Genomic DNA, 7,193 nt, shown 5'->3' on the forward strand with positions numbered 1-7,193 from the left:
GATTGTCTGTCGAGTGGAAAAACCTCTTAGAAGTCATTCTAAGACCACGATGAAGCAGGAAATAAACACTAAGATTATCGCTGTCCAGATGTGTCTAGACTTTGGTAATTTTGGGTAAGTTTTATAGAACGGAGGTTACACTATAGCTAACTCACTCTACAATTTTATAGGCGGGTAAATTATGATTCAAGCTTTACCTCAAACTAAATTAGTCAGCTTTGAAGAGTTTACAGAGTGGTATCCAAATACAGGAGTCCGCTATGAATTACATGATGGAGTAATTGTAGAAATGACACCACCCGTAGGAGATCATGAAGAAATTGTTGGATTTTTAGCTACACAAATTACATTAGAGTTTAGTCGGCTAAAACTTCCTTACTTCATCCCCAAATCAGCAAACAGCAAATCAGCAAACAGCAAATCAGCATACTTACCAGACATAATACTGTTAAATCGGCCTAATCTCGTCAATGAACCTTTGTGGAAAAAACAGTCTACTATTAGTGAATCTGCGTCTGTTCCTCTTGTGGTGGAAATTGTCAGTACAAATTGGCGTGATGATTACCACAAAAAATTGGCTGATTGTCAGTAACCCAGCCCTAAAGGGACTGGGCTTGCAAGAGTAATCAAGCAAGCCGTACTGACCAGACCACCCTGAGTTTACTCTCATGGTAGCCGTTATTTGAGTCACGACACCCCGGAATGCGTTGCTAGTTCCCTGCTCTGTCATTTGCAATTAAACAGTTTTAAGGTCACTGAAACAGTGTTGCAAGTCTAAAAAGCTCTTATAACAGGTCGTTCGCGCAGCGTGCCGGAGGCATCTAGCTAACATTACCCCAGAAATGGGAGTTGGTTTCCAGGTTCCAATCAAAAATCTGGTTTTAATTTTAATTTAATATCCACAGCGGTTAAAACCGCTCGTGTCGTTTCCCTCTCAGGTCTAAAGACGCGCTCGTTTCCCACTTACCGGGTATTCTTATGAACAAATGGGGATTGTTGAATATTGGATTGTTGATTATGCTGCTTTAGGTGGTAGAGCATTTATTGGCAATCTCAAACAACCAACTATTTCTATTTATCACCTAATAGATGAAGAATATCAAGTTAGTCAGTTTAGAGATAATGACCTGATCATATCACCAAGTTGGCCAGAGTTAAATTTAACTGCTAATCAAATTTTTACAGCCGGTGTTTAGATGACCATCACAAAAAAGCAATTACCGAATTTCTGGAAATTTCCGAAAAATCCTAGCCTCTCCCAGCGATTAATGCAGATTGGGTTAGGTATGACTCTATTTTTCATCTTTTTAGCCTTTTTTGCTCCTGTTTTCCAAAGTTGGGGGTGGTTGCAAAACCCGAAGGAATTTCTTGCTAATCCTATTCATGAAGCACCTTCGGTTAAACATTGGTTTGGCACAAGTCGTTTAGGCTATGATGTCTTTTCTCGCAGTGTGTTTGGTGTGCAAGCGGCGTTGCAAGTTGTGACTTTAGCAACATCTTTGAGTATGATTATTGGTGTGCCATTGGGAATGGTTAGCGGTTATTTGGGAGGAAAATTAGATAAAGCTCTACTGTTTCTAATGGATAGTATTTATACACTGCCGGGATTGCTACTGTCAGTAACATTGGCTTTTGTCGTGGGGAGAGGTATCTTAAATGCAGCGATCGCCATTAGTATAGCCTACATTCCCCAATATTATCGCGTCGTTCGTAACCACACCGTTAGCGTCAAAACTGAAGTGTACATTGAAGCTGCACAAGCAATGGGGGCTTCTACCTGGGTTGTCTTATCTCGGTATCTATTTTTCAATGTTATTCAAAGCGTCCCCGTCCTCTTTACCCTCAACGCCGCAGATGCCATATTAGTCTTAGGCGGTTTAGGATTTTTAGGTTTAGGATTACCCGAAGAAGTACCGGAATGGGGATATGATTTAAAACAAGCTCTAGAAGCACTACCTACAGGCATTTGGTGGACTACCTTATTTCCTGGTTTGGCAATGACAACTTTAGTTGTAGGGTTATCACTACTTGGTGAGGGGTTAAATGAATTTGTCAATCCTCGTCTGAGAAGAGAAAATAGGCAATAGTTATTGGTCATTGGTCATTGGTTATTGGTCAATTAACAAAAATGTAATTATTACTGAGAGAGTTTTGTGAACGATAATATGACTTTAATTGCGGCTGCTACAGGTGGATTAATGCTTTCTGTAGCCTTATCTGGTATTTTAAAAGGCGCACCAATCACAGATTGGCAACAGGTACACAAAACTTCATACCCAATTGCAAATGTACAAGTTATTAAAAAGGGTAATGGGTAATTGGTAATTTGGAAAAATAACAACTGACTAATGACTAATGACAAAACAAGTAATTGGAATTGACTTAGGGGGGACTGCGATTAAGTTGGGACGATTTACAGCAGATGGTAATTGTTTACAATCTTTATCTGTGGATACTCCCCAACCTGCAACACCAGAGGCTGTATTATCTACAATAGTAGATGCGATCGCCCAAATTGACCCCAATAATGAAAGTATCGCCATTGGTTTGGGTACTCCGGGTCCTGCTGATGCTACGGGACGAATTGCCAAAGTTGCCATTAATCTCATAGGATGGCATGATGTCCCCTTAGCAGATTGGTTAGAAGCCAAAACGGGTAAACCGACAATTTTGGCAAATGACGCTAACTGTGCCGGTTTAGGAGAAGCTTGGTTAGGTGCAGGTCGAAATTTCCCCAATTTGATTTTACTAACTTTGGGAACTGGGGTTGGTGGGGCAATTATTCTTGATGGTAAATTGTTTGTCGGACATCAAGGTGCAGCAGCAGAGTTAGGTTTAATTACCTTAAATCCCGATGGTCCGATGTGCAATAGTGGCAATCAAGGTTCATTAGAACAGCATACTTCCATATCTGCCATCCGTCGCCGCACAGGCAAAGAACCATCAGAATTGGGCGCACTTGCCCAAACCGGAAATCCAGAAGCCTTGACTTTTTGGCAAGAATATGGTAAAGACTTAGGAATTGGATTAACGGGTTTATTATATGTGCTAACACCCCAAGCCATTATTATTGGTGGTGGTGTAAGTGCAAGTTTTGAGTTTTTCTTACCGTCATTAACAGCAGAAATCGAAAAACGAGTTTTACCAACATCTCGCGCAGGTTTGCAAATTCTCCCAGCAGAATTAGGAAATGCAGCAGGAATGGTAGGCGCTGCTAAATTAGCATTAACAATTAGACAAATATGCGTATCCTAAAACCTTTGTAGAGACGTTCCATGGAACGTCTCTACATTATTTCTCGGAGATGTCTATTAAATAATGGGACAGAGTTAATTATACAACTGAATTTTTCTGTTCCCTGTTCCCTGTTCCCTGTTCCCTGTTCCCTGTTCCCTGTTCCCTGTTCCCTGTCACCTGTTCCCTGTTCCCTGTTCCCTGTTCCCTGTTCCCTGTTCCCTGTCACCTGTCACCTGTCACCTGTTCCCTGTCACCTGTCACCTGTCACCTGTTCCCTGTTCCCTGTTCCCTGTCACCTGTCACCTGTCACCTGTCACCTGTCACCTGTCACCTGTCACCTGTCACACTTGTACAGGCTTAGGTGTAGCAGTTGCAGAATGGGATTGAGAAATGGCAGCGATCATCAATCCTTTGAATAAAGGATGAGGTGCATTAGGGCGAGATTGAAATTCAGGGTGAAATTGACAAGCGATAAAGAAGGGATGTTTGGGATATTCGACAATTTCCACTAATCTACCATCTGGAGATGTGCCACTCACTAAATAACCAGAATCTAATAACTGACTACGGTAAACATTGTTGAACTCGTAACGGTGACGGTGGCGTTCGTAAATGACCTCTTCTTGATAAAGTTGGAAAGCTAGAGTGTTGGGAAGTACCCGACAAGGATATAACCCTAAGCGCATTGTTCCGCCTAAATCTACTACATCTTGTTGTTCTGGTAACAGGTTAATAACTGGATTATCCGTATATTGGTCAAATTCGGCACTATTGGCATTAGATAAGCCTTCGACATTTCTCGCCCATTCAATGACAGAACACTGCATTCCTAAGCATAAACCTAAAAAGGGAATTTGGCGATCGCGTGCGTATTTAATCGCGGCAATTTTCCCGTCTATCCCCCGACTACCAAAGCCGCCAGGAACGATGATAGCATCAACACCTGATAGATAGTTTTCCGGTGGTTCATTTTCCAAAACTTCCGAGTTTACCCACCGCAGACGCAAATCACCATGAGTTGCAATAGCCGCATGACGTAAAGACTCAACCACAGAAAGGTAGGCATCACCCAACCGCACATATTTACCAACAATGGCGATTTCGACGGTGTGTTGAGGATTATACATCCGGTCTACCATCGTTTCCCATTGTGTCATATTGGGTTGACGTTGTTCCATTTGCAGTAAGTTGAGAACTTGTTCGGCTAATCCTTCCCGTTCTAAAATTACTGGAACTTCATAAATACTACGGGCATCTGGACTGGTAATAACACATTCTACAGGGACATCACAAAACTCTGATAACTTTTGTTTCAAGCCCACAGGAATGGGGCGATCGCTCCGACATACTAAAATATCTGGTTGAATGCCAATGGATCTCAATTCCTTCACAGAATGTTGAGTAGGCTTGGTTTTCATCTCTCCCGCTGCCGCAATCCAAGGCAACAAAGTAACGTGCATATATAACACATTACGCTTTCCTACTTCCTTTCGCAATTGGCGAATTGCTTCTAAAAATGGTAGTGATTCAATATCACCTACAGTCCCACCAATTTCCGTAATCACGGCGGAGGGATTAGTTTCTTTAGCAACTCTGAGAATTCTGTCTTTGATTTCATTGGTAATGTGGGGAATTACCTGAACAGTGCCGCCATTGTAGTCGCCTCGGCGTTCCTTGTTAATAACTGACTGATAAATTAAGCCAGTAGTAACACTGTTTAATCGAGACATATAAGTATCAGTAAAGCGCTCGTAATGTCCCAAATCCAAATCTGTTTCTGCACCGTCTTGGGTGACAAAAACTTCCCCATGTTGAAAAGGACTCATCGTGCCTGGATCAACGTTAATATAGGGATCGAGTTTAAGAATCGAAACCGAATAATCCCGCGATTTAAGCAAACGTCCCAGACTTGCTGCTACAATGCCCTTACCAATACTGGAAACAACGCCCCCAGTTACAAAGATAAACTTAGTCATAGTATTTTCAATTTCTAGCAACTCTTAATAGATTTTGTTCCCGAAGGAGAATTTGTGTAGACAATGTTGGAGGCTTGTATGCAGGATGAATTTTACCCGATTGAATTCTCTTGTTTGAGACCAATGTATTGCCACTTTTGCATTCATATTTGATTCCATCTTGGCTATTGTGCCACAGTCTCTATCCTCAAATCTTCTGTGTTTGTCCATGAAAAAACTCTTAGGGTTAGTATTATTTAATTTCTTAGTCACCTCCTCAGTTGCATTAGCACAAGAACCACTTTTAGTAGTTTTTCCCCCTACAAACTACCAAACCAGCACAGAAAAAATATTTTTTATCGGTACAGCACCCTCCCAGGGTCAGGTTTTAATTAATGGTAAGCTAATTAACCGTAGCAAGGCTGGGCATTTTTCCCCTAGTTTTCCCTTGCAGTTAGGGGAAAATATATTTAAAGTCCGTTACCAAAATCAAGAACGAGAGATTAAGATCATCAGGGTGTCCACTCAACCTGAGTTACCCCAAGGTTTAGGCTTTGCTAGGGATTCCTTGACTCCTGCTGCTGATATTGCCAGATTACCAGGAGAATTAATTTGTTTTAGTGCAGTTGCACCACCTCAAGCTACTGTTTGGGTGAATCTGGTAAATCAAAATATTGCCCTTTTACCCCAACCTTCCCAGGCACAATTACCTCCAAATTCAAGTGTCTTGACGGGGTTAAATCAGCCTAATCTTTCTAGTCTTACCAAATACCAAGGTTGTACAACAGTCGCAAATGCTGCTGATTTAGGAAAACCTCAATTTAATTTACAAATTAATGATCAAAGAATAACTCAAACTGGTTTAGGCAAAATCGAAATTCTGTCCCCGACACAGTTACCAGTTGCAGAAATTGCATCAGAATCAGGCGTTACTCGCACGGGATCTAGTACAGATTATTCACGACTTACACCATTGCCAAAGGGAACTATGGCGAGTGTTACGGCTAAGGACGGTGAATGGTTGCGCTTAGACTATGGTGCTTGGATTAATAACAAGGAGACTAAAATTATACCAGGTGCGGTTGCACCACAGACGGTGATTCGGAGTGTCGGCTATCGGCAATTAGCTGAAGCGACAGAGATTCGTTTTCCCTTAGAAACTGCTGTGCCGGTGAGTGTGGAACAGGGAAATAATGCTTTCACTCTTACCCTTTACAATACCATTGCCCAAACAGACACAATTCGCCTAGATGATAATCGCCTAATTTCTCGCCTAGGTTGGCAACAGGTAAGTCCCACACAGATCAAATATACTTTTAACCTCAAAAACCTCCAACAGTGGGGCTATAAGCTGAGATATGACAATACAACCTTGGTTTTAACTTTACGTCATCCACCTGATCTGAAAAATAGCAACCGTTTACCTTTATCTGGTATCAAAATTGTACTTGATCCAGGACATGGTGGTAAAGAATCTGGCGCTAGTGGTCCAACTGGGTATTTAGAAAAAGATGTGAATTTGATCATTTCTCAATTGCTGCGAGATGAGTTGGTGAAGCGCGGCGCTAAGGTGGTGATGACGAGGGAGGATGATCGTGATGTGTCTTTGGGGGAACGTCAGGTAATTATTAATACAGAAGAACCTGCGATCGCTGTTTCCATTCATCATAACTCTTTACCGGATAATGGTGATGCGGAAAAAACCAAAGGCTTTGGTACTTTTTGGTATCATCCTCAATCACACAGCCTTGCAATATTTTTACAAAATTATGTAGTTAAAAAACTTGGTAAACCTTCCTATGGTGTGTTTTGGAATAATTTAGCCTTGACTCGTCCCCATGCTGCACCGGCGGTATTATTAGAGTTGGGTTTTATGAGTAATCCTTATGAGTTTGAGGAAATAGTTAATCCCCAAGCACAGAAGAAAATGGCTAATACTTTGGCTGACGGGATAACTGAATGGTTTAAAACGGTGAAAGAATAAGACCCCACCCCTAACCC

General features: G+C 41.6%; 6 protein-coding genes and 1 pseudogene. 6 read left to right on the forward strand and 1 reads right to left on the reverse strand.

Annotated features, from left to right (window positions below; translation table 11 throughout):
• Positions 1 to 181: 181 nt before the first annotated feature.
• The 5 genes and pseudogenes from IQ228_RS17225 to IQ228_RS17245 form a co-directional block, all read left to right on the forward strand.
• Positions 182 to 583, forward strand: a pseudogene (locus IQ228_RS17225) (Uma2 family endonuclease); the annotation flags it as partial.
• 403 nt (positions 584 to 986) lie between these two features.
• Entirely contained in the window at positions 987 to 1,196 is a 210-nt protein-coding gene (locus IQ228_RS17230; RefSeq protein WP_193963708.1) for a Uma2 family endonuclease, read from the forward strand.
• Positions 1,197 to 2,087, forward strand: a complete 891-nt coding sequence (locus tag IQ228_RS17235) for an ABC transporter permease (protein ID WP_027401554.1) — start codon at positions 1,197 to 1,199, stop codon at positions 2,085 to 2,087.
• A 66-nt stretch (positions 2,088 to 2,153) separates the two neighbouring features.
• Positions 2,154 to 2,318: a hypothetical protein gene (locus IQ228_RS17240; RefSeq protein WP_173401696.1), complete on the forward strand. Its 165-nt coding sequence runs from the start codon at positions 2,154 to 2,156 to the stop codon at positions 2,316 to 2,318.
• A gap of 37 nt (positions 2,319 to 2,355) precedes the next feature.
• Positions 2,356 to 3,255 (forward strand): ROK family protein, encoded by a 900-nt coding sequence (locus tag IQ228_RS17245; RefSeq protein WP_193963710.1) that lies wholly within the window; start codon positions 2,356 to 2,358, stop codon positions 3,253 to 3,255.
• 323 nt (positions 3,256 to 3,578) lie between these two features.
• Here the strand turns inward: IQ228_RS17245 and IQ228_RS17250 are convergent, their stop codons facing one another.
• The gene (locus tag IQ228_RS17250; protein ID WP_027401556.1) at positions 3,579 to 5,213 is read right to left on the reverse strand and encodes a CTP synthase; all 1,635 of its coding nucleotides are present in this window, start codon (positions 5,211 to 5,213) and stop codon (positions 3,579 to 3,581) included.
• 208 nt (positions 5,214 to 5,421) lie between these two features.
• Here IQ228_RS17250 and IQ228_RS17255 point away from each other — a divergent pair, with 208 nt between their 5' ends.
• Positions 5,422 to 7,176, forward strand: a complete 1,755-nt coding sequence (locus IQ228_RS17255; protein ID WP_193963713.1) for an N-acetylmuramoyl-L-alanine amidase — start codon at positions 5,422 to 5,424, stop codon at positions 7,174 to 7,176.
• The last annotated feature ends 17 nt before the right edge of the window (positions 7,177 to 7,193 follow it).

The organism is Dolichospermum sp. LEGE 00246 (genome assembly GCF_015207865.1).
In the GTDB taxonomy this organism is placed as follows: domain Bacteria; phylum Cyanobacteriota; class Cyanobacteriia; order Cyanobacteriales; family Nostocaceae; genus Dolichospermum; species Dolichospermum heterosporum.

What these genes read in the sequence shown, in the direction of transcription:
- IQ228_RS17230 (WP_193963708.1), top strand. Translation starts at nt 987, where the DNA reads ATGGGGATTGTTGAATATTGGATTGTTGATTATGCTGCTTTAGGTGGT.
- IQ228_RS17235 (WP_027401554.1), top strand. Translation starts at nt 1,197, where the DNA reads ATGACCATCACAAAAAAGCAATTACCGAATTTCTGGAAATTTCCGAAA.
- IQ228_RS17245 (WP_193963710.1), top strand. Translation starts at nt 2,356, where the DNA reads ATGACAAAACAAGTAATTGGAATTGACTTAGGGGGGACTGCGATTAAG.
- IQ228_RS17250 (WP_027401556.1), bottom strand. Translation starts at nt 5,213, where the DNA reads ATGACTAAGTTTATCTTTGTAACTGGGGGCGTTGTTTCCAGTATTGGT.
- IQ228_RS17255 (WP_193963713.1), top strand. Translation starts at nt 5,422, where the DNA reads ATGAAAAAACTCTTAGGGTTAGTATTATTTAATTTCTTAGTCACCTCC.